Consider the following 19,784-nt stretch of genomic DNA (forward strand, 5'->3'; position numbering starts at 1 on the left):
TTAAACCGCCAAACTCTTGCCGCTTGCCGCATCGAACAGATGCACCTGCGACAGATCAAGTTGCATGGTGATGGTTTCGCCCGGTTGCAAGTGACGCGGGTTGAGCATACGTGCCACCCATTCCTTGCCCGCGAATTCGACAAAGACCAGCGTTTCATTGCCGAGCGGCTCGGTGATCGAAACGCGCATGTCCTTTTCATGCACGGCGTCACTAGTGGAAATGCCGTGACCTTTCGGGAAGATATCGTCCGGGCGCAGGCCAAACGTCACCTTGGAACCGTCCTTGGCCTTGCCTTGGAACTGCGCAGGCAGCGGCAGGCGGTCGCCGTTTGCGAAGACCAGATCGCCACCCGTGACCGTCGCCTCGCCCATATTCATCGGCGGGGAGCCGATGAAACCGGCGACGAACTGCGTCGCCGGGCGCTTGAAGACTTCATCCGGGGTTCCGGCCTGTTCGATATGGCCGTCGCGCATGATGACGATGCGGTCGGCAAGCGTCATGGCCTCGACCTGATCATGCGTCACATAAACGACTGTGGACTGCACCTTGGCGTGCAGCTTCTTGATCTCGGTGCGCATCTGCGTGCGCAATTTCGCATCGAGATTCGACAGCGGTTCGTCGAACAGAAACACTTCCGGGTTGCGCACGATGGCGCGGCCCATGGCGACGCGCTGGCGCTGGCCGCCCGAAAGCTGCGCCGGGCGGCGCTCCATCAGCGCTTCCAGACCGAGGATCGCCGAAGCCTCGTTGACGCGGCGGTCGATTTCCGCCTGCGGCTGTTTGGCGATTTTCAGCGAAAAGCCCATATTCTCGCGCACCGACATATGCGGATAAAGCGCATAGGACTGGAACACCATGGAGATGTTGCGATCACGCGGCGGCAGATCGTTCACAACCTTGCCGCCAATTTCGAGCGCGCCGTCGGAAATGCTTTCAAGACCTGCGATCATGCGCAGCGTCGTGGACTTGCCACAGCCGGACGGACCGACCAGCGCTACAAATTCCTTGTCGGCAATTTCGAGATTGATGCCATGCACCACTTCGACATTGCCGTAGCGCTTGACGAGATTTTTAATGGAAAGCTGAGCCATTGTTCTATCAACCTTTAACCGCGCCGAACGTCAGACCAGCAACAAGATGCTTCTGGACGATGAATGTGAGGGTCAGCGCCGGAATAATCATCACGACCGCCAGCGCACACATGCCGCGCCAGTCGATGGTGAATTCAGCGGTGTAATCGAGAAGACCGACAGGAAGGGTCTTGGAATTGACGGAACGGGTGAGCTGGGAAGCCAGCGCATATTCGTTCCATGAGGTGAGAAAGGCGAAGATGCCTGCGGTCGCAATGCCGGGACCGGCCAGCGGAAATTCCACCTGCCAGAAAGCCTGCCAGCGCGTGCAACCGTCAATCTGTGCGGCCTCTGCCAGATCCTTCGGCACCTGACGGAAGAAGCCATCGATCAACCAGATCGTGAACGGCACGTTCAGCGCCACATAGGTGAGGATCAGGCCGAAATGCGTGTCGATGATGCCGATACGGGAAAAGACCATGAAGAGCGGCAGCGAAAGCGCGATGCCCGGCACCGAGCGCGTCAGCATGAGACCGAGGAAGGTGGTCGACTTGCCCCAGAAGCGGAAGCGCGCAAAGGCATAGCCGCCCGAAACCCCGACAACCAGCGCGATGATGGTGGACGTGACCGAGATGATGAGCGAGTTGCGGAAATAATCCCAGACCGGAATACCGCCGCCGCCTGCGCCCGAGAACATGGCGCGATAGGCATCGAGCGTGATTTCCTGCGGAATCCAGACCGGCGGCTTTGCCATGATTTCGACCGGCGGGCGCAGCGAGGACAGCACGATCCACAGGCCGGGCAGGCAGATGATCGCCATCGCCAGAAACAGGCCGACGAGATAGGCGACTTTTTTGACGCGGCGCAGCAGGCGATGCTGGCTGTTGGAGAGCGTTGTTGTTGCCATGATTACCACTCCGCTCCAATTTGCGCGCGTGCGGCTGCAAGCTTGCGGAAGAACATTACGGTGAATAGGATCGAGAGCAGGATCGCAACATAGGCCATGGCATTGGCGAGGCCCATCTGCGCATCCGAATAGGCGGTGCGTCCAACCAGCGTCCAGATCAGCTCGGTGCGGCGTGCCGGTCCGCCATCGGTCATGATCTTCACGATGTCATAGGCGCGCGCCACGTCGAGCGAACGAATGGTCATTGCGATGAAGGCAAAGGGCATTAGATAGGGCCAGATGACATAGCGGAAGGTCTGCCATGGCGTGCAGCCGTCGACACGAGCCGCTTCCACCGGATCCTGCGGCATGGACAGAAGACCGCCCAGAATGAGGATTGCGAATACCGAGGTCGACATCCAGACTTCTGCCAGCAAAATCGCAAACAGCGCCAGATTGCCGTCAATCAGCCATGGAATGGCGGTATCGGTGATACCCAACGACTGCAGCGCATTGTTCACAAGACCGATATTGTCGTTGAACATGAATTTGAACTGGAAGCCGACCAGAACCGGCGAAAACATCATCGGGAACATCATCAGCGTGCGCAAAACGCGCTGGCCGTGGGTCGCCTTGTTGATGAGCAGCGCCAGACCAAGGCCGAGCAGCATTTCCAGATTGAGCGCGATGGTGAGGAAGATCACCGTGCGAATGAATGCAGCCCAGAACACCCAGTCGCTCATGATGCGCTGATAATTGCGCAGGCCGATGAATTTGAACAGGCTGTCAGGGCGCGTCAGCCGAAACGGCGTGAAGCTTGAATAAAGCGAAAGCGCGAGGGGAAACAGAACCACCGCTGCAAGGATAATGATAGCCGGAAGCAGAAGCATAACCGGTGGAGAAATTCGTCTAAACATTGTTCTTCCGAAGCGGTGGAACTGGCAGCAAGGCACACGCGCATCTTGCGCTTGGATGGCCCGCCAGATGGTTCTCAAGGCGGGCCGTATGTTCACGAAGCGAAATCAGAGCTCGCCGGCATCCTCAAGGATCTGCGTTGCCTTTTTGGCTGCATCGTCAAGTGCCTGCTGCGAAGTCTTGTCGCCAAGAATTGCTGCCTGAAGTTCAGGATAGACCGCGTTGGAAATCTCGATCCATGAGGGGGTCTGCGGAACCGGGAAAGCGGTCTTTGCCGTTTCCTGGAACACCGAAAGCACTTCCTTCTTGTACGGATCGGACGCAGCCTGCTCGATGACGTAATCCCAGACAGCGGTACGGGTTGGCAGTGTGCCCGCAGCCGATTCCTGCTTCTGCGAATCCTCGTTGGTCAGGAACCAGACGAGCGAAGCAGCAGCTTCCTTGTTGTCGCAGGATTCAGTGACCGAGAAGCCGTGATGCCCCGACCAGCCGGTGCGCTTGCCGGAAGATCCTGTCGGAGGCGGAACAATACCGACATTGCCTGCGACCTTCGACGACTTTGGATCGTTGAAATAGGTCGCCCAGCCCGGCCAATCCAGGTTGATTGCGATGGTGCCCGAAGCAAAGCCTGCGCCCAGCTCATCCCAGAGGTAGTTGGTGGTGCCTGCAGGAACGGCCTTGGCCTTGTAGAGATTGACGAACCAATCGAGCGCACGCACACCGGCTTCCGAATTGAAAGCGGGCTTGCCTTCGCCATCGAGATATTCACCGCCTTCCGCAACCAGCATTTCATAGAAGCGGCCATTGATGGCTTCTTCCTTGCCCGCAAACTGCGTGCCGTAGAAATTCGGTGGATCGGCAAAGAACACAGCCTGATCGGAAACCTCTTTCCAGGTCTTTGGCGGCGCCAGATCGTAGCCGTATTTTTCCTTGAACGCGGTCTTCTTGGCGTCGTCTTCGTAAAGGCTCTTCTGATAGTAGAGCGCCGAGACGTCGAACTGCGCGCGCGGCAGCATGACCAGCTTGTCATTCAGCGTGGAAGCCTTGATGACCGATGGCACGAAGCCTTCGATTTCGCCCGCAGGAAGCAAACCATTCAAATCGGCATAAAGATCAGGATATTGCGGCGCAAAAGACGAATGGTTGGAGCCGACGCACCAGTTGATCGAACCGGAAGCGATGTCCGACTTGATTTCCTTGTCCAGTTCGAAATGGTTCTTCTTGGAAAGAATATTGACCTTGGCGCCAGTCGCTTTTTCCCATTCGGCAATGCGCGAATAAAGCGCTTCATATTGCTGACCGCCGATCAGCTTGGCGTTTACCGTCACGCCTTCAAATTTACCCGGCAGATCGGCGGCACCAGCGGACCCCATTGTCAATGCCAATAGAGCCGTTCCCGCCAGGCAGGACGCTTTGAAACTCATCATGCTTCTCCTCCTCACGACGGACTTTTCCCCGGTCCGCCCCCAATTGTGAATTTGGTATTTATATGCAAACATATTATTCAAAACCGGTCAAGGCGAGTTTCCGCACATTTGCGACTTTCGCTTTCAGTATTGTTCGTATATGAAGAATCATATTCATAAGGGGAGCCAACTTGGAAACAGACGATCGCTACCGCGCGCCCGCGCTGGACAAGGGACTTGATATCCTCGAATTGCTGGCAGGCGTCGATGGCGGCCTGACGCAGGCGGAAATTGCCAAACACCTCGATCGCAGCCCCAACGAGTTTTACCGGATGCTGGACCGTCTGGTGAAGCGCGGTTACGTGACCAAGCTCGAAGGCGACCGCTATTCACTGACGCTCAAGCTGTTCGGCCTTGCACACCTTCATGCACCGGTGCGCAGGCTTGCATCCTTTGCCACGCCTTTCATGCGCGAACTTGCCGACCGCTCGAAACAGGCCAACCAGCTTGCCGTGTTTGACCGGGGATCTGTTGTTGTCATTGCACAGCAGGAAGCTCCGGATTATTGGGGCATCTCAATTCGCGTCGGTTCGCATATCAGCCTGTTCGACACCGGTTCCGGCCATGTGCTTCTTGCCTTCCGGTCACCGGAAGAACGCAGGATGATGATTGCCGAATATGCGAAAGACGGGGAAAGTCTCAAGCTCGATGAGAGTTTCTACGAGCGCCTCGACCAGATTCGCGAACGCGGATATGAAATGATGCCCAGCGCCCAGGTGGCGGGCGTCTACAACCTCTCGGCACCGATTCTCGGTCCGGACGGCACATGCATTGCCTCACTGACCTGTCCCTATGTAACACTCGTCAATTCGGCTTCAGCGCCCGACATTACGCAGACCATCAGCCTGCTGCAAAAAACTGTCAAAGACCTCTCAAAGCTGGTGGGGTCCGATATCGGAACGACTGATTAAAGATCATCGAAATTCTTATTTGAAAACTCTCTTCTTTTTTGAAAAAATGGTGTCGGAGGAGAGTTTTCATGATTATCGATACCCATCTGCATCTGATCGACAAAAGCGCGCTGAACTACCCATGGCTGGGAGATGTACCGGCGCTTGACCGCGACTTTCTGTTTGAGACCTATCGGAAGCAGGCTGAGCGCTGCGGCATCAAGGCGGCGCTGCATATGGAAGTGGATGTGGCAGCCGATGCCATTCAGGCTGAAACGGACCATATTCAGGAGATTTCCAGAAGATCGGGCGGCTTCATCAAGGGCGCAATCGCCTCCTGCCGCCCGGAGGAGCCGGAGTTTGCCGAGTATCTTGAACAGAGCCGCAGCAATCCTTTCGTCAAGGGCTTTCGCCGTGTGCTGCATGTCGTGCCTGACGACGTTTCTGAGGGTGCCCTTTTCCGCGAGAATATCAAGCGGCTGGAAGGCACCGGCCTGACCTTCGATCTCTGCGCACTGCCGCACCAGATCGACAAGGTGACGGCGCTTGCCGATCTCGCACCGGACGTGCAATTCGTGCTCGACCACTGCGGCGTGCCGGATATCAAATCAGGTGCGCTGGAAAGCTGGCAAAAGGGGATCAGCGAGATTGCGCAGCGCGAGAATGTGGTCGCCAAAATCTCCGGGGTTGTCGCCTATGCCGACCCGGCAAGCTGGACCGTCGACACCGTGCGCCCCTATGTTGAGCATGTCATTGATGCATTTGGCTGGGAGCGGATCGTGTGGGGAAGCGACTGGCCGGTCTGCACACTAGCCAGCAATGTCGATGCCGGGCTTTCAACATGGGTGGCGACAACCCATGCACTCCTTGAAGGATGCAGTGAAGACGAAAAAGCGCTGCTTCTCTCCGAGAATGCAACGCGTCTCTGGAAACTTTAAGCCAGCAACGCCTCCCCTCATCCTGAGGAGACGCCTGAGCTTGCGAAGGAGGCGTCTCGAAGGGTTGAGGGGGCAGCGTATCGATTTGCCAGCTGTCAGAAGCTTTCGCGGAAAAGCCGGTTGAGGTCGGCGATGACATCTTCCGCCTTGTCATTGTCCAGCAAGCCCTTGTTGATGCGCTCGGAGGCCGCTTCCTGAAACGGCATATAGCCATCGTGACGCGGACGCACCCATGCGCCCTCCAGCGTCGCACGCGTGTCGCGGTAGAAGCCTGAGGTTGCCGCATTCACAGTGTCATCTTCCCAGGCTGTCGCATGTCCCGGCTGACCGTTGGAAGCCGCGTAAAGCCCTTTCTGCACGTCACCGCTTGCCACCCAATAGGCAAAATCGATAGCGGCTTCAGGATGTTTGCTGAAGGCTGAAACTGCAATGCCGGTACCGCCCAGAGCAGAGCCTGCAACACCCGCCGCGCCCGCTGGAATATCGGCAAAGCGGATCAGGCGATCACGGAAACCCGGCATGGCATAGTTCACATAGCCATAGATGAGCGGCGAGCAGGCGATTTCGGATCGGGCCATTTCCTCGAATACGGCAATCGGGTCCATGCCGAAACATTCCGGCTTCACCAGCGCAGCGATTTCCCGCAATTGCTCGAAAGCTTGTGAGCCGTCCGCAACGGAGACCAGCTCGCCTTCCACAGAGCACGGCGTACCGTTATTGGCGGCGAATGTATAAAAGCACATCAGCGAATGCGGCGAGCGCAGTGGCAGCAGAACTTTCCCGGCGCGGGCAAGACGCAGCACCTCGCCCCATGAGATAGCTGGCTTGTCCATGAGATCGGGACGCCACGCCTGAACCTGTGTTGCCGCATCCAGCGGAAACGCCCATTGCCGCCCCTGCCAGTTATAGCTCGGGAAAGACCGGCCTACAGAACCATCGGCAAGCGCCTTCAACTCGGTTTCTCGACCCGGCACATCAAGCGGCAGCAGACAGCTTTCCTTGGTAATCTGGCCCACATGCGGATGGTCGATCACGATCATATCGAAGTTGCGCGCCAGTTCCTCGACCGGAAAGGTCTCGAAATCCTGTAGCGACCGCTTTTCCCACTCGATTTCAACGCCCTTGTCTGCGAGCCAGTGTTCGGCACCCGCAACCATCGGATCGTAGCCGCGCGGGTGGCTCCAGGTCATGCCTTTCAGCTTGATCGTGCTCATAGACCGAACTCCTCGCGAATCTGCTGGCTATTCTCGCCAATGCGCGGCGCGGCGCGTGCCACCTTCGGGCGCTGTCCATTGATGCGCAGTGGGGAACGCGTTGTGGTGATGGAAACATCATCTTCACGCGTTACCGTCTGGAGCATGTCGAGAACGCCAAAACCTTCGCTTGCGAGAAGCTCTTCCCAGTTGAGAACGCGGGCGCACCAGATATCAGCCGGTTCCAGAATGGCGAGCCACTCATCGACGGTCTTCTCGGCAATGCGGTCGGCAATCAGGCGCTTGATCTCATCGCGCTTGTTGAAGGCGATCTTTGGATCGTCCGCAAAGGGTGCCAGCGTGTCGGTTTCAAGCAGCGCCGCCAGTTTTGGAATGGGCATCATCGCGATTGCGAGATAACCGTCGGCTGCCGGATAGACACCATAGGGTGCTGCAAGATAGGCATGGGCGCTGCGAAATTCGGAACGCTTTGGCAGGCGGCGACCATCGTTCAGATGGGTCGTCAGCACTTCAAACTGGAAATCGACCAGCGCTTCGAGAAGGCTGGTTTCGACATGCGAGCCCTTGTTGGTGATGCCGCGGCGAACCAACGCGGCGAGAATACCTTGTGCCGCGGCGGCACCTGCCAGCATATCGGCAACAGCAAGACCGAATGGCACCGGTCCTTGGCCTTCATCACCATTGAGCCACATGAGGCCCGAGCGCGCCTGCGCCAGCAAATCCTGCCCGGGCCGCCCGACCCATGGCCCTTCTTCGCCATAGCCGCTGATTGATGCATAGACGAGACGCGGATTGATTTCTTTGGCTGCCTCGTAATCGAGACCAAGACGCTTGATGACACCGGGGCGGAAGTTCTGGATCAGCACATCGGCCTGTGTGAGAAGCTTCTTCAACGCCGCCAGATCGTCAGGGTTTTTGAGGTCAATGGCAAGGCTGTCCTTGCCGCGATTAATGGCATGAAAAATCGTGGAATCGCCGCCGATTTCCGTGTCGCTCAGATAAAGCCTGCGCGAGAGATCGCCGCCATCGGGCCGTTCAATCTTTATCACACGTGCACCGAGGTCCATCAGGCGCAACGAGCAATAAGGCCCCGACAGAAACTGGCTCATATCGACAACAACAAGCCCGCTCAGCGGCAGTTCGCTTTCCGGCATAGGGAAATTCCCTCCTCATGAATTTCTTATGTGAATATAATCTTCACATATGGATTTACGGAAGGCAAGGCTGAAATTGGGACCAGAACAGGTTTCGAACGCTCCCCCCTCATCCTGAGCCGGTGCGAAGCACCATGTCGAAGGACGAGGGGACGCTGGGTGCATTTCCCTCAGCCCTTCGATCCTTCGAGACGCCGTTTTCAACGGCTCCTCAGGATGAGGGAAGGAGAAGCCGGCGCTCCAGGCTCTGCAATGCAAAAACGCCGCCCGGTGGGCGGCGTTTTCAGGGCAATAAGGGATCAATCAGAGTGTCAATTCGACTTCATTGCTGGCCAGCTCCAGCAAGGTCCAGACGTGATCCGCGAATGAGTTCCACACTTCGATACGATAATGATCGGCATCCCACTTCAACAAAATGATCTGGGCATGGTCGAAGACCGTGCGGGCAGCACCCGGAGCCTTCATCTGCGAAAGGTCAAGCGGCGAAGCGGCATTCAGCAGCCATTCGGCCTGTGGGCCGGAAATGTCGATACCTGTTTCGCGATGGCTGACCTCAGTAAGGCTATGCGGTTCGGTCTCATAAAGCTTGGCAAAAGCCTGCGTGATGGCCGCGCCCCTGGCTTCCTCGGCCCAGATATACCATTCATCCGGTCCGATGCAGGCTACCGCAATATCGCCGCTGCGCGTGAGATCACCGATCTTGGCCGGGAACTTTGCACCCAGCGCCTTTTCAGCCAAGGCGAGTTTTGCGGGAGCAATGCGCAGGATGAAGCGGGCAGCATCATCGGCTGCATGGATTTCCAGACGACCGGGAATGACGACCTTGCGGTTCGAATAAGGTTTTGTCTCAACAAGCATGGTTCAATCCTTATCACTACAGTTGCAAATTCGTCAGGCCGTGGCGAAAAAAGTGATTTTCGAGTACCGGAGCGGAGCGTACTTAAAGGTACGTGAGCACCGGAACGCAGACAAATTGCTTTTTACAGCCCGGCATCACGAAGAATGCAGCTGTAGTGTTATCCGTTCAGTTTCTTTCCTTCGGGGTCATAGAAGACCATGCCCGAAACAGTGGCCTCGTGTACGCTGCCATCAGGCATCGGCATATAAAGCGTTTCGCCCATACGATCCTTGCCGCCTGATACCACGGCCATGGCGATAGACCGGCCAAGCGCCTCGCTCCAATAGGATGAAGTGACATGGCCAAGCATGGTCATCGGCAGCGCCTGTTTTGGATCGGCGACAATCTGCGCGCCCTCCTCCAGCACCAGCTTTGGGTCCTTGGTCAGAAGCCCGACCAGATGCTTGCGGTCCTTTTTCAGCATGTCGGGGCGCGACAGCGACCGCTTGCCGACGAAATCCGGCTTCTGCTTGCCGATCGCCCAGCCAAGGCTTGCATCGTCCGGTGTGAGCGTGCCGTCGGTATCCTGACCGACAATGATATAGCCCTTTTCAGCACGCAGAACGTGCATGGTTTCGGTGCCGTAAGGCGTGATGTCATATTGCTGGCCCGCCTCATAAAGCGCCTTCCACAGCGCAAGACCATAGCGGGACGGCACGTTGATCTCGAAGCCCAGCTCGCCGGTGAAGCTCATGCGGAACAGACGCGCTGGCACGCCGAGGAACTTGCATTCCGCCACCGACATATGCGGGAAGGCTTCATCGGAAATATCCAGACCTTCGACCATCGGCTCAATGAGCTTGCGCGCATTCGGACCGTTGATTGCAACAACTGCCCACTGTTCGGTGGTCGAGGTAAGCTGCACTTTCAGGTCCGGCCATTCGGTCTGGAGATAATCTTCCATCATGTTGAGAACACGCGCGGCACCGCCGGTCGTGGTCGTCACATGGAAGCGATCCTGCGTCAGACGACCGACAACACCGTCATCGCGGATGAAGCCATCTTCACTAAGCAGCAGACCATAACGGCAGCGCCCGACGCCAAGTTTCGTCCATGGGTTGGTGTACATGCGGTTCATGAATTCCGCTGCATCCGGGCCGACCACTTCGATCTTGCCAAGCGTCGATGCGTCGAACATGCCGAGCGACTGGCGGGTTGCCTTGCATTCACGCGCCACGGCCTGATGCATGTCTTCGCCGGTTTTCGGGAAGTACCATGCGCGACGCCACAGCGAGACCGGCTCGAAAGCCGCGCCATGCTGTTCGGCCCAGCTATCGATTGGCGTCTTTCGCGTCACATCGAACAGCTTGCCGCGATTGTAGCCGCAGAAGGCGCCAAAGGTCGTCGGCGTATAGGGCGGGCGGAACGTGGTAAGCCCCACCTGCGGCGTCGGGCGCTTGAGGGCATCGGCTGCTACAGCCAGACCGTTGATGTTCGAGGTTTTGCCCTGATCGGTCGCCATGCCATTGGTGGTATAACGCTTGACGTGCTCGATGGAATGGAAACCCTCGCGCACCGCCAGACGAATATCCTTGGCGGTCACATCGTTCTGGAAATCGATGAAAGCCTTGGCTTTACCCGGATCGCGATCCGTCGGCAATTCGCGACAGCTGACACCATCGCAGATGAAATCACCCGCAACCGCATATTCAGATGCCTTGGCTTTATGGCCTGCATCATTGGCTGCGGCAGCACCCGCTTCCGCACCCTCACGCAATGCGGCCTGCAAATCGAAATTGCCATTGCCTGCACCGGCACAGCGGCTTTCCTCAGTGCGTTCGCCCGGAAGATAGATCTGACGTGCCTCATCCCAGACGAGCGAGCCCTTTGTGTGCGAGAACAGGTGCACGCTCGGATTCCAGCCGCCAGACATCAGCAGCACATCGCAGGCAATCGTGCGTGCGGCACCGACCGAACCATTGGAAACCGGATTAGCCCGCACGGACGACACGCGATGGCGTCCGCCGGTATCCGTCACAGTCCAGCCGGTCAGCGTCTCGATGCCGAGCATCTTTGCTCGGTTGACGAGGCTGTCGGCAACGCTTGAACGCACATCGATGATGGCCGGAACCTTGACGCCCGCCACGGCGAGATCGAAAGCGGCAAGCCATGCGCTGTCATGCGAGGTGACAACGACAGCCTGATTGCCGACCTTGACGCCATAGCGATTGAGATAGGTGCGTGCGCTCGATGCCAGCATCACGCCCGGACGGTCATTGCCGGCAAAGACCAGCGGCTTTTCAATCGCGCCCTGCGCCAGCACGACCTGCTTTGCGCGCACGCGCCACATGCGTTCACGCGGCGCATTGGATGGCGGGTTCGGCAGGTGATCGGTCAGGCGCTCACAAAGGCCCAGCATGTTCTGATGGTAATAGCCAATGGCCGTCGTGCGCGGCAAAAGCGTGACATTCGGATTGGCCTTGAGTGCAGCGATGGTCTCATTCAGCCAGTCCCAGCTTGCGCGACCATTGATGACCGGCTCCGGTTCCGACAGAAGCGAGCCGCCAAATTCGGCCTGTTCGTCAACGAGAATAACCTTCGCACCGCTCTTTGCGGCCTCTAAAGCTGCGGCAAGACCGGCAGGCCCGCCACCGGCAATCAGCACATCGCAATAGGCATAGCGGCTGGCATAGGTGTCCGGGTCCGGTTCGGATGGCGATTTTCCGAGGCCAGCAGCGCCACGGATGAAAGGCTCATAGACCTTGTTCCAGAAGCTCTTCGGCCACATGAAGGTCTTGTAGTAAAAACCCGCCGAGAAGAACGGGAAGAACGCGTCATTGATCGCGCCGACATCGTGCTTCAGCGACGGCCAATGGTTCTGGGTTTCAGCCTTCAGCCCGTCATAGAGTTCCAGCACCGTTGCGCGGGTGTTCGGCTCGAAACGGCCCGGCCCGCGTGAAACGCCCATCAGCGCATTCGGCTCTTCGGAACCGGCGGAAAGAATGCCGCGCGGGCGGTGATATTTGAACGAACGACCGGCCAGATGCTCGCCATTGGCAAGCATGGCGGAAGCCAGCGTATCGCCCTCGAAACCGGAATAGGACTTGCCGTTGAAGGTGAACCGCACGGACTTGGCCTTGTTGACACGGCCTTTGTTATGAATGCGCATATCGGTCATTATTTCGTCTCCGCAGCCGGAGTTTCTGCCAAAGCAGGACGGGGTTCACCGGCCTTGTAGGTCACGACGAACTTGTCGCTCACCGTATCGCGCACCGCATTGAAGAAGCGACCGCAGCCATTGATATGCCGCCAGCGCTCATAATGGGTGCCGCGCGGATTGGAGCGCGTGAACAGGAAATCGCGCCATTCATCGTCGGAAAGCGTCGATGGGTCGGCTGGACGCGCGATATGCGCTTCGCCCGCATAGGCAAATTCCAGTTCCGGGCGTTCCATCTCGCAATAAGGGCAACGGATAAGAAGCATTTGTGTTTCTCTTATTTTTTCAACGCATTTCCGAACGGAAAACCGGTTTCCACTTTTCCTGGAAATGCTTTTAGTGCGCAACAGCGGCGGCAGCGGCTTCGTCGATCAGGCGACCGGTGGTGAAGCGTTCAAGCGTGAAGGGTGCGTTGATCCAGTGCGGCTCGTCGCGCGCGATCGTGTGGGCGAAGACATGCGCCGAACCCGGCGTCGCCTTGAAGCCGCCCGTACCCCAGCCGCAATTGACAAACAGGCCCGGAACCGGCGTCTTGCCGATGATCGGCGAACGATCCGGCGTGACATCAACGATGCCGCCCCATTTGCGCAGCATCCGCATACGGGTGAAGATCGGGAAGACCTCGCAGATGGCCGCAAGCGTGTGCTCAATCAACGGCAGGCCGCCGCGCTGGCTGTAGGACACATATTGGTCGGTACCCGAACCGATCACCAGCTCGCCCTTGTCGGACTGGCTGATATAGGCATGGACCGTGTTGGACATGACCACGCAGGGGAAGATCGGCTTGACCGGCTCGGACACCAGCGCCTGCAGCGGGAAGCTTTCAAGCGGCATACGCACGCCTGCCGTATCCATGACAATCGATGTGCTGCCAGCAGCGGAAACCGCCACTTTCTTCGCCTTGATGAAACCGCGTGGCGTATCAACGCCGGTCACGCGACCCGATGCGTCACGACGAATGGCCGTGACCGGGCAATTCTGGATGATATCAACGCCGCGCTCCGTCGCACCGCGCGCATAGCCCCATGCAACCGCATCGTGGCGGGCCACGCCGCCGCGCCGCTGCAAGGTGGCGCCGACAACCGGATAACGCGCATTGGCTGAAATATCGAGCGGCGGGCAATATTCCTTCGCCTGCTCCCTGGTCAGCCATTCATTGTCGATGCCGTTGAGGCGGTTGGCATGGATGTGACGCTTGAAGCTCTGCACATCATGCACCGTATGCGCCAGCATCATCACGCCGCGCTGCGAGAACATGACATTGTAGTTGAGGTCCTGGCTGAGACCTTCCCACAGCTTCATCGCATGTTCGTAAAGATGCGCGCTCTCATCATAGAGGTAGTTGGAGCGGATAATCGTGGTGTTGCGCCCGGTATTGCCGCCGCCAAGCCAGCCTTTTTCGATGACGGCAACATTGGTGATGCCATGTTCCTTGGCCAGATAATAGGCGGCACCCAGGCCATGCCCGCCCGCGCCGACGATAATCACATCATATTCGGCCTTGGGTTCGGCATTCGGCCATTGCGGCTTCCAGTTCTTGTTGCCGGAAAGCGCATTTTTAATAATAGAAGCTGCAGAAAAATGGGACATGAACAACCACCAGTTTCGCGACCGCAAGCGCCCTGACGACACAAGCGAAGCCTTTGATGATATTTCTATTGTTTCCGTTTCAAACCCGACAGCAGGCTTGCGTCAAAAGACGCCACAAATACGACATGCCCACCATTTCGCGACATCTCGTCCGTTCCATGCAATTGTGCCCGCGCCTGCAACCGGACGATAAAGCAGTTTCAAAAATCGCCCCTGTAAAATAGGACAACATTATTGTCCTTTTCTCTTTTCTTTTATTGCGCAAAGGTCTAGGCATTCTTTCGTAAAATCGCGCCCAAAATAAAAGAAACGCAAGAAAGGTGATTCCGTGACTAAGGAGAATCTACTCGAAAGCGCACTCGTTCGTCTGGACGAAGCGGCAAGCCACATCAACATCGATGCGGATGTCATCGAGAAGCTGAAATATGCGCGTGAGACCATGAAAGTGCGTCTGATGATTCGCATGGATGACGGCTCGCGAAAATCCTTTCTTGCATGGCGTTGCCGTTATGACGATACGCGCGGCCCGACGAAGGGCGGCATCCGCTATCATCCGGAATCGACTGCGGAAGAAGTTGAAACGCTGGCCTTCTGGATGACGTTCAAATGCGCAGTGATGAACCTGCCTTATGGCGGCGGAAAGGGTGCTATCCAGGTCGACCCACGCCAGCTTTCCAAGGCTGAACTGGAACGCCTTTCGCGTGCCTACATTCAGGCTTTCTCCGGCATTATCGGACCGGATCGCGACATTCCGGCACCGGATGTCTACACCAATTCCATGATCATGGGCTGGATGGCAGACGAATATTCCCAGATCGTCGGACAGTCCTCGCCTGCCGTCATCACCGGCAAGCCGCTGGCGCTGGGCGGTTCGCTCGGACGCAATGATGCCACGGCACGCGGCGGCTTTTATCTGGTGCGCCATCTGTCGCACGATCTGGGCCTTGCTTCGCAGCTTCGCGTCACGGTTCAAGGCTTCGGCAATGCAGGTCAGTTCATGGCCAGGCTGATGGCAAGCGACGGTCACAAGATCGTTGCCGTATCGGATTCGTCCGGCGCTGTTTATTGCGCCAACGGCCTTAATCTGGACGCGCTTGTGGAAGCGAAAGCACAGAACAAGTCGGTTGTTTCAACCGCTGGCAAAAACGGTCATGAAGCGATCACGCCGGACGAGCTGGTTGCAGCCGATTGCGATGTTCTCGTGCCAAGCGCCATGGAAAACATGATCCATGCAGACAACGCCGCATCCATCAAGGCCAAGCTGATTGTCGAACTTGCGAATGGTCCTGTCACACCGGAAGCCGACAAGATCCTGCAGGAAAACGGCGTCGTCGTGCTGCCGGACATTCTGGCCAATGCCGGCGGCGTGACGGTTTCCTACTTCGAGTGGGTGCAGAACCGCCAGGGCTATTACTGGACGCTTGAAGAAATTCATGAGCGCCTGAAAACCATTATGGAACGCGAGGGCCGTGCGATCTGGAACCATGCCAAGCAGCATAATGTAACGCTCCGCTCGGCAGCTTATGTTCATGCGCTGCAGCGTCTTGCACAGGCCATTGAAGCACACGGCACGCAAAACGATTTTGCTGCCTGATCCAGCCTTCTGACATTACCCCTCCTGCCAGCCTTCTGTCAGGAGGGGTGTCGAACGGCGGTTTCCTTTTCCCGCCTGCGCTATAGTTTACCTTCACAAGGGAAAACCAGCGCGATGGGATGAAGAGCATGTCGTACGGAAATCTATTCAAGGGAAGTGCTGTCGCACTTGCCCTCTTTGCGGGCGCAATTCAATTTTCCAGCCTAGCGCAGGCACAGGTCGTCGTGTCTTCCAAGATCGACACCGAAGGCGGTGTTCTCGGCAACATCATTCTGGCCATTCTCAATGCCAATGGTATCAAGACCACGGATCGCATCCAGCTCGGCGCGACGCCGGTCGTTCGCAAGGCGATCACCGCCGGCGAAATCGACATCTATCCCGAATATACGGGCAATGCCGCCTTCTTCTTCAACAAGGCGGACGATCCGCTCTGGAAAGACCCCGCCAAGGCATTTGAGACGGCAAAACAGCTCGACTACGATGCCAACAAGATCGTCTGGCTGACGCCCTCCCCCGCGAACAACACCTGGGGAATTGCCATCCGCAAGGATGTCGCCGATGAAAACAAGCTTACGAACCTGAGCGAGTTCGGAAAATACATTTCGGGAGGCGGAAAGGTCATTCTGGCGGCATCGTCGGAATTCGTAAATTCGGCGGCGGCCCTGCCTGCCTTTCAGACTGCCTATGGCTTCACCCTGAAACCCGACCAGCTCATCACGCTTTCAGGTGGCGACACTGCAGCGACTATCGCTGCTGCGGCCAACCAGACCAATGGCGCCAATGCGGCTATGGTTTACGGCACCGATGGCGGCATCGCCCCTTCAGGGCTCGTCGTGCTCGATGACGACAAGCATGTACAGCCCGTCTACCAGCCAGCCCCGATCATCCGTGAGGAGGTTTTGAAGAAGAACCCGAAAATCGAAGAGCTGCTGAAGCCGGTTTTCGAAAAGCTTGATCTCACAACCCTTCAGGAACTCAACGGTCGCGTGCAGCTTGGCGGTGAACCGGCCAAGGCGGTCGCCGAGGATTTTCTGAAGACCAACGGTTTTTTGAAATAGAGCGGGTAGCGGATATTTGCCGGGCATGCATGCAACACACCAGACGATCCAGGCAAATGGCGCGAAGAGCTTGTTTGCATATATCGACAAGCTTGGATTGGTCATTGCAGCAATCGGCTTATCGGGATTGCTCTTGCCATTCGCAACCTTTCGGGCAAACCGCATCGTTCAAGGCGAGCCTCGTTATCTTTTTGATGCTCTACCGACCGAACTGGCGCTATCGCTTGCGGCTATCCTAGCAGCAGGGCTGCTGATCGGCCTTGTCCTTAACCGCAGCTTGTTGCGGCTTCTGGCAGCTCTGTTCTGTCTCGCATCCGTCATGGTGGCAATCGGACTGGCCGCGTCCTACCTGTCGCCTGAAGGAAACAATTATGCCCGAATCTCTCCAGCTTCCGGCTTCTGGCTTCTGTTCTTCGCGAGCGCTCTTTATGTCGCCGATGGTCTGGTCCGGCTGCGCGCCGGTCCGCTTTTACGCGTCGGACTGCTGGTAATTGCCGGATTGCTCCTTGCTGCGCTGCTTTCTTCAGGGCTGTGGGACAGCATTTCATTCATGAAGGAATATCGAAGCCGCGCGGACAGCTTCTGGAACGAAGCGGAACGGCATATTGCCCTGGCATTAGGGTCACTTGCAGCGGCTGCGGCAGTGGGCATTCCGCTTGGGCTTGTCAGCCATCGTGTGCCGAAACTGCGCGTTTTCATATTAAACAGCCTCAACATCGTGCAGACTATTCCGTCAATGGCGCTGTTCGGCATTTTGATTGCACCGCTCGGCTGGCTTGCCACACAGTTTCCCTGGGCAAGCGCCCTCGGTATTCACGGTATCGGTGCTGCACCGGCATTCGTTGCGCTTTTTCTCTATTCGCTGCTACCGATCGTGGCAAATACCGTAGCCGGGCTGGCGCAGGTTCCCGAACCGGTGACGGATGCAGCCCGGGGCATGGGCATGACCCGCCTGCAGCGTCTCTTCAAGACAGAATTTCCGCTGGCTTTCCCGGTTATTCTCACCGGCATACGGATCGTCATGGTGCAAAATATCGGCCTGACGACCATTGCTGCACTGATTGGCGGCGGTGGCTTCGGGACTTTTGTTTTTCAGGGTATCGGGCAGACGGCGATGGATCTTGTATTGCTGGGCGCCCTGCCAACCGTTCTCCTCGCCTTCGGTGCGGCCGTCATTCTCGATGCGGCGATAGAAATCACCGAGAAAGGCAAAACCTTATGATCGAGTTCGACCATATCACAAAGCGCTATAATGGGCGCGCAGCTGTCGATGCGGTGAGTTTTGCCATCGAACCTCACAGTATTGCTGCAATCGTTGGAACATCGGGTTCAGGCAAGACGACCTTGCTGCGAATGGTCAACCGGCTGGTCGAGCCGACCGACGGAGAAATCCGCATCGATGGTCAAAGCATCCTGAACGAACCGGCGCATGGGCTGCGACGGCGAATTGGTTATGTCATTCAGCAGAACGGGCTGTTTCCGCATCGCACTGTCGCAGAAAATATCGCGACGGTGCCTCTCCTGCTCGGCTGGCAAAAACAGCGCATCGATATCCGCGTCGATGAACTGCTTGACCTGTTTCAAATGGAACCAGCGGACTTTCGCGACCGTTATCCGCACGAACTTTCCGGAGGGCAACAGCAACGCGTCGGTGTGGCACGCGCACTCGCTGCAGGGCCGAACATTCTCCTGATGGATGAGCCGTTCGGAGCGCTCGATCCGGTTATCCGGGCCAAGGCGCAGGAAGACCTGAAATCGATCCAGAAGCGGCTCGGTACGACCATACTCCTTGTCACGCACGATATGGAGGAAGCGATATCGCTGGGTGACCGTATCGCCGTCATGGATGATGGAAATCTGCTGCAATATGGTCCGCCGGCCGAAATTCTTGCTCATCCGGCAACCGAATTCGTCGAGCGTCTTGTCGGAACGGGCGAGCGCCCCTTCCGCCTCCTGTCCCTCATGGATCTGAAAACGGTGCTTCAGCCCGGTGACGCAAGTGGCGACCCATTACCCGTAACAGCGTCGCAACGTGACGCACTTGCAGAACTCTTATGGTCAGGGCGAAAAGCGCTTCCCGTTCTTGACCATGACGGGAGACCACTTGGGCAAGTCACTCTGGACAGACTTCTGTATCAGGCAGAGCGTCCGGAATGAGATTGTTCTTGTCCCTTGTTCCGCGCGCGCTGCTTCTGGGCGTATTGCTGTTATTTCTGTTGCGGCCTCATCTTTTCGAGCCCTTGTTTCGACCGCTCGTCGATGAAGGCGTCCCGGTCATTTATGATCGCGCCAGCTTCGTGACATTGACCTTGCAGCATCTCGGACTGGTTGGTCTCGCAACACTTGCGTCCACGATGGTTGCCGTCTCGATGGCGATCTTTGTCACCAGAAAGCAGGGTGCAGAATTTCTGCCGCTGTCACGCAGCCTCGTGAATATCGGCCAGACCTTTCCCCCGGTCGCGGTGCTGGCGCTCGCAGTGCCAGTCTTCGGTTTCGGAGACAAGCCTACCTTGATCGCCCTCTTCCTCTATGGTCTGCTCCCGATTTTTGAGAATACGTTGACGGGACTGACGACGCTCCCGGCCCCCGTCATCGAAGCGGCGCGCGGCATGGGGATGACCAGCGCGCAACGGCTCGTCAAAGTCGAAGTTCCGCTCGCCATGCCGGTCATTCTGGCAGGTATCAGACTTTCCGCCGTGATTGGCCTTGCAACGGCTACCATCGGCTCAACCGTCGCCGCCAGAACGCTCGGCGAGGTCATCATAGCGGGGCTCATTTCCAACAATCTTGCTTTCGTCCTGCAAGGGGGGCTCGTTGTTGCGGCGCTCGCTATACTCATCTTTGACGGGTTTCAAGCATTTGAGCATTATCTCATGAAACGTTCCGGAAGAGCTATCTGAAAGCATCAGACCTCTTTGAAAGGCGCCCCGGCATTCCTATATCCTTGCAAATG

General features: G+C 57.3%; 17 protein-coding genes. 7 read left to right on the forward strand and 10 right to left on the reverse strand.

What is annotated here, in order from left to right; all coding sequences use genetic code 11:
* The 4 genes from JNC70_RS02140 to JNC70_RS02155 all read right to left on the reverse strand — a co-directional run bounded on the left by JNC70_RS02140 (position 1) and on the right by JNC70_RS02155 (position 4,296).
* Positions 1–1,092 carry an ABC transporter ATP-binding protein gene (locus JNC70_RS02140; protein ID WP_104754659.1) on the reverse strand — a complete coding sequence of 364 codons (1,092 nt, stop codon included), beginning with the start codon at positions 1,090–1,092 and terminating at the stop codon, positions 1–3.
* A 7-nt stretch (positions 1,093–1,099) separates the two neighbouring features.
* The gene (locus JNC70_RS02145) at positions 1,100–1,978 is read right to left on the reverse strand and encodes a carbohydrate ABC transporter permease (RefSeq protein WP_104754660.1); all 879 of its coding nucleotides are present in this window, start codon (positions 1,976–1,978) and stop codon (positions 1,100–1,102) included.
* 2 nt (positions 1,979–1,980) lie between these two features.
* Complete coding sequence (locus JNC70_RS02150) at positions 1,981–2,874, reverse strand: carbohydrate ABC transporter permease (RefSeq protein WP_104754661.1); 894 nt, start codon at positions 2,872–2,874, stop codon at positions 1,981–1,983.
* Between the two features lie 105 nt (positions 2,875–2,979).
* Positions 2,980–4,296 (reverse strand): ABC transporter substrate-binding protein, encoded by a 1,317-nt coding sequence (locus JNC70_RS02155; RefSeq protein ID WP_374788544.1) that lies wholly within the window; start codon positions 4,294–4,296, stop codon positions 2,980–2,982.
* A gap of 158 nt (positions 4,297–4,454) precedes the next feature.
* Here JNC70_RS02155 and JNC70_RS02160 point away from each other — a divergent pair, with 158 nt between their 5' ends.
* Both JNC70_RS02160 and JNC70_RS02165 read left to right on the forward strand, forming a co-directional pair.
* The gene (locus tag JNC70_RS02160; RefSeq protein ID WP_167394028.1) at positions 4,455–5,249 is read left to right on the forward strand and encodes an IclR family transcriptional regulator; all 795 of its coding nucleotides are present in this window, start codon (positions 4,455–4,457) and stop codon (positions 5,247–5,249) included.
* Between the two features lie 68 nt (positions 5,250–5,317).
* Positions 5,318–6,166 (forward strand): amidohydrolase family protein, encoded by an 849-nt coding sequence (locus tag JNC70_RS02165; protein WP_104754664.1) that lies wholly within the window; start codon positions 5,318–5,320, stop codon positions 6,164–6,166.
* A 95-nt stretch (positions 6,167–6,261) separates the two neighbouring features.
* On the opposite strand, the gene JNC70_RS02170 is transcribed toward JNC70_RS02165, so the two are convergent.
* From JNC70_RS02170 to JNC70_RS02195, 6 genes are all read right to left on the reverse strand, one after another.
* Complete coding sequence (locus JNC70_RS02170) at positions 6,262–7,380, reverse strand: extracellular solute-binding protein (protein WP_104754665.1); 1,119 nt, start codon at positions 7,378–7,380, stop codon at positions 6,262–6,264.
* A complete protein-coding gene (locus JNC70_RS02175; RefSeq protein WP_104754666.1) occupies positions 7,377–8,534 on the reverse strand; it encodes a CaiB/BaiF CoA transferase family protein in 1,158 nt (385 codons plus the stop codon). The genes JNC70_RS02170 and JNC70_RS02175 overlap by 4 nt, the downstream gene beginning before the upstream one ends.
* Before the next feature lie 303 nt (positions 8,535–8,837).
* Positions 8,838–9,392: a sarcosine oxidase subunit gamma gene (locus tag JNC70_RS02180; protein ID WP_104754667.1), complete on the reverse strand. Its 555-nt coding sequence runs from the start codon at positions 9,390–9,392 to the stop codon at positions 8,838–8,840.
* 158 nt (positions 9,393–9,550) lie between these two features.
* Positions 9,551–12,550 (reverse strand): sarcosine oxidase subunit alpha, encoded by a 3,000-nt coding sequence (locus JNC70_RS02185; RefSeq protein ID WP_374788539.1) that lies wholly within the window; start codon positions 12,548–12,550, stop codon positions 9,551–9,553.
* On the reverse strand, positions 12,550–12,855 hold the full coding sequence (locus JNC70_RS02190; RefSeq protein ID WP_104754669.1) for a sarcosine oxidase subunit delta: 306 nt from the start codon (positions 12,853–12,855) through the stop codon (positions 12,550–12,552). The genes JNC70_RS02185 and JNC70_RS02190 overlap by 1 nt, the downstream gene beginning before the upstream one ends.
* Positions 12,856–12,925: 70 nt before the next feature.
* On the reverse strand, positions 12,926–14,179 hold the full coding sequence (locus tag JNC70_RS02195) for a sarcosine oxidase subunit beta family protein (protein ID WP_104754670.1): 1,254 nt from the start codon (positions 14,177–14,179) through the stop codon (positions 12,926–12,928).
* Between the two features lie 328 nt (positions 14,180–14,507).
* On the opposite strand from JNC70_RS02195, the gene JNC70_RS02200 reads away from it, so the two are divergent.
* The 5 genes from JNC70_RS02200 (at position 14,508) to JNC70_RS02220 (ending at position 19,731) form a co-directional block, all read left to right on the forward strand.
* Positions 14,508–15,773: a Glu/Leu/Phe/Val family dehydrogenase gene (locus tag JNC70_RS02200; protein ID WP_104754671.1), complete on the forward strand. Its 1,266-nt coding sequence runs from the start codon at positions 14,508–14,510 to the stop codon at positions 15,771–15,773.
* A gap of 128 nt (positions 15,774–15,901) precedes the next feature.
* Positions 15,902–16,831, forward strand: coding sequence for a glycine betaine ABC transporter substrate-binding protein OsmF (osmF, locus tag JNC70_RS02205; RefSeq protein ID WP_104754705.1), 930 nt, complete (start codon positions 15,902–15,904; stop codon positions 16,829–16,831).
* Between the two features lie 25 nt (positions 16,832–16,856).
* Positions 16,857–18,053 carry an ABC transporter permease gene (locus tag JNC70_RS02210; RefSeq protein WP_104754672.1) on the forward strand — a complete coding sequence of 399 codons (1,197 nt, stop codon included), beginning with the start codon at positions 16,857–16,859 and terminating at the stop codon, positions 18,051–18,053.
* The gene (locus JNC70_RS02215; protein ID WP_104754673.1) at positions 18,050–18,988 is read left to right on the forward strand and encodes an ABC transporter ATP-binding protein; all 939 of its coding nucleotides are present in this window, start codon (positions 18,050–18,052) and stop codon (positions 18,986–18,988) included. The genes JNC70_RS02210 and JNC70_RS02215 overlap by 4 nt, the downstream gene beginning before the upstream one ends.
* Positions 18,985–19,731: an ABC transporter permease gene (locus tag JNC70_RS02220; protein WP_104754674.1), complete on the forward strand. Its 747-nt coding sequence runs from the start codon at positions 18,985–18,987 to the stop codon at positions 19,729–19,731. Before JNC70_RS02215 ends, JNC70_RS02220 begins: the two co-directional genes overlap by 4 nt.
* The last annotated feature ends 53 nt before the right edge of the window (positions 19,732–19,784 follow it).

This window comes from Brucella oryzae (assembly GCF_041929965.1).
In the GTDB taxonomy this organism is placed as follows: Bacteria; Pseudomonadota; Alphaproteobacteria; order Rhizobiales; family Rhizobiaceae; genus Brucella; species Brucella oryzae.